The sequence below is a fragment of the Geminicoccus flavidas genome, assembly GCF_009806515.1.
In the GTDB taxonomy this organism is placed as follows: Bacteria; Pseudomonadota; Alphaproteobacteria; order Geminicoccales; family Geminicoccaceae; genus Geminicoccus; species Geminicoccus flavidus.
The window spans coordinates 1-3,124 of record NZ_WUJP01000241.1 but is presented as its reverse complement, the minus strand read 5'-3'; the positions used below and the strand labels follow the sequence as shown (position 1 = coordinate 3,124).

The 3,124-nt window shown below is 68.7% G+C and carries 3 protein-coding genes; 1 reads left to right on the top strand and 2 read right to left on the bottom strand.

All coding sequences use genetic code 11. From position 1 onward, the window contains the following. The coding region (locus tag EQG76_RS06780) for a DHA2 family efflux MFS transporter permease subunit (protein ID WP_159711797.1) at positions 1–1,359 on the bottom strand (1,359 nt) is incomplete at its 3' end. Between the two features lie 6 nt (positions 1,360–1,365). Next, complete coding sequence (locus tag EQG76_RS06775) at positions 1,366–2,484, bottom strand: HlyD family secretion protein (RefSeq protein ID WP_159711795.1); 1,119 nt, start codon at positions 2,482–2,484, stop codon at positions 1,366–1,368. A gap of 224 nt (positions 2,485–2,708) precedes the next feature. Here EQG76_RS06775 and EQG76_RS06770 point away from each other — a divergent pair. Then, positions 2,709–3,124 (top strand): TetR/AcrR family transcriptional regulator (locus EQG76_RS06770; protein ID WP_159711793.1); only part of this gene is annotated, 416 nt, incomplete at its 3' end.

Here is a 3,124-nt window from a genome sequence, read left to right as displayed (position 1 = left end):
GATGCCGCGCGACAGGCTGAGTTGGTCCAGGAGGTGGCGCATGTGGTGCGCCATCCGGTGGTCGATCGCCGTGTTGATCAGGGCGAGGCCGATCGCACCCCCCAGATTGCGCATCAGGTTGTAGAGGCCGGACGCGTTCTTAATCCGGTCGGGCGGCAGGGTGCCGAGTGCCAGCGTGTTGATCGGCAGGAAGCACAGCATCAGCGACACGCCGCGGATCGCCTGCGGGAGGAACAGCTCGGCCAGCGAGCTCTGGTTGGTCACCTCGTGGTTCAGGTAGACGCCCAGGCCGAACAGGATGAGGCCCAGCGCCAGCATCGCCCTGAGGTCCATCTTCTTGCTGAGCATCCCGGCGAGCGGGGCCGAGAGGAACTGGAACAGACCGGTGACGAACATGATCTGGCCGATCTGGAGCGCGTTGTAGCCGCGCACGCTGGCCAGAAAGAGCGGCAGCAGATAGACCGAGCCGTAGAGGCCGATGCCCAGGACGAAGCTCAGCACGCAGCCGATCGCGAAGTTGCGGTCCTTGAACGCGCGCAGCTCCACGATCGGCTGGCGATAGCTGAGCACCCGCCAGAAGAACAGGACGCCGGCCACGGCCGCGATCACCGCGGCGTAGCGCACCCCGGTATCGTCCAGCCAGTCCCAGCGCGGCCCCTCATCGAACACGTATTCGAGCGAGCCCAGGAACGCCGCCATCGCGGCCAGGCCCAGCCAGTCGAAGCCCTTCATGAGGCCGAGGTCCGGCTTGTCGATGTCGACCGTGCGCCAGACCAGGATCGTCACGATGATGCCGGGGGGCACGTTGGCCAAGAACAGCCAGTGCCAGGAGAAGGTCTCGGTGAGCCAGCCGCCCAGCGTGGGGCCGATGGTCGGCGCCATGGTGGCAACTAGGCCGATCAGCACCGAGATGCCGGCACGGCGCTCGGGCGGGAACAGGATGAAGCTGGTGGCGAACACGGTGGGGATCATCGCCCCGCCGAGAAAGCCCTGCAGCACCCGCCAGACGATCATCTCTTCGATCGAGCCCGCGGTGGAGCAGAGGAAGGAGGCGAGGGTGAAGGTGCCGCAGGAGACGGCGAACAGGATCCGGGTCGAGAGCACCCGGGACAGCATGCCTGACAGCGGGATCATCACGACCTCCGCAATCAGGTAGCTGGTCTGCACCCAGGCAATCTCGTCGGTGCTGGCGGCGAGGCCGGCCTGGATCTCGCGCAAGGACGAGCTGACGATCTGGATGTCCAGGATCGCCATGAACATCCCGAACACCATGGCGAAGAAGCCCAGCACCGCCATCGGGCGTGGGCCCGCCGGCGCCCGGGCGGGTGCTGGCGTCGCCACTGCCGCCGAACTGGCCATCCTGCGTCAGAGCCGATCGGTGAGCGATCCGCCGGCCAGGCCGGCCGGACGCGCAGCACCGAACACGCCCTCGGCCAGCTGCGCCGCGCCACCCTCGCCGCGCGTGTCCACGCTGACCTCGACCGAGAGGCCCGGACGCAGCAGGCCGGCCAGCGCATTGTCCGGGGCAAGGTCGATCCGGACCGGCACGCGCTGGACGATCTTGGTGAAATTGCCGGTGGCGTTCTCGGCCGGCAGCAGGCTGAACTCCGCACCGCTGGCGGGTGCCAGGCTGGAGATCACGCCCTCGATCTCCCGGTCCGGCCAGGCATCCACCGCCAGGCGCACGGTCTGGCCGATCCGCATCCGGCCGATCTGGGTTTCCTTGAAGTTCGCGACCACGTGGACGTCGGGCAGCGGCACCACCAGCATGGCCTGGCTGCCGGCACGCAGATACTGGCCGACCTGCACCGACTTGCCGCCCACCACCCCGTCCACCGGCGCGCGCACCTCCGTGGCCGCGAGGTCGGCACGGGCGGCGGTAAGCCGCGCCTGCGCCTCGTGCAGGGCGGCACGGGCCTCGGTGCGCTGGGCCTGGAGCACGTCGAGCTGGCCCCTGGCGCTGGCGAGATCGGCCTCGGCCTGGCGCAGCACGGCCGCGGCCTGGGTCGCCTCGGAGGTCGCGCGCTCCAGAGTCTCACGGCTGGTCCATTTCTGCTGGGCGAGCTTGCTGGAGCGCTCGGATTCGGAGCGGGCCAGCTCGAGTTGCGCCCGTGCCGCCTCGATGCCGGCACTCGCCCGGTCGATCACGACCCGTTGCAGCTCGATCTGGGTGCCGATCGTGGCGATGCGCGCCGTCTGCGCCTCCACGGCCGCCCCGGCCGCCGCTTCGGCCGCGACATAGTCGACCGGGTCGATGCGGAACAGGAGGTCGCCGGCATGGACCCGCTGGTCGTCGACCACGCGCACCTCCTGGACTAGGCCCGCGACCTTGGGCGCGATCGGCGCGGTGTCGGCCTGGACATAAGCGTTGTTGGTGGATTCGACGAAGCGCCATTCGTGCCAGTACTGCCAGCCGGCCCAGCCACCGCCGGCGATCGCGGCCGCCGCGAGGCTGCTCAGCACGAGTTTCTTCACGCCTGCCATGGCCGCAACCTTCGGACCGTCACCGGCAGCGCCGGCGCGCAACAGGATCGAACTTCCCGCAGATGCGCGCGCGCCCCCGCCGGATCAAGGGAAAAACTGAACCGTTCAGTTCTGAGGCTATGCAAGCCTGTCCTGCCGGGAATTCCTAGCTCCCTTCTTGTCGCCGCGACGATCATGCGCCACCATCGCGTAGAACCGTTCAGTTCTGGTGCTGCCCGCGATCCATGCTGCCTCTTCCCGAACTTCAGGACCACCAGCCCCCGGGCGAGGCTGCCGGCAAGCCGCAGGCGGTGCTGCACGCTGCCGGGCTGCTGTTCGCGGAAAAGGGCTATGCCGCCACCAGCATGGACGACATCGCCCGCAAAGCGAAGGTCGGCAAGGCCACCGTGTACGAGCATTTCCAGAGCAAGCAGGAACTGTTCGCTACGGTCGTGCTCCACGCCTGCCAGGGCCATGGCGGCATGGTGGCCCTGCCGGGCGAGGGTGACCTGCGCACCCGGCTCCTGGCGTTCGCCGACGGCTTCCTGGACTTTATCCTCCGCCCCGACGTGGTCGCGATCTACCGCACCATCATGGCCGAAGCGGTGCGGGCGCCCGAACTCGGCATGACCTTCTACGAGAACGGTCCGCTGCGGCTGCG

Excerpts from the sequence above, each read along its gene's own strand:
- EQG76_RS06775 (WP_159711795.1), bottom strand. The coding sequence starts at position 2,484 with ATGGCAGGCGTGAAGAAACTCGTGCTGAGCAGCCTCGCGGCGGCCGCG.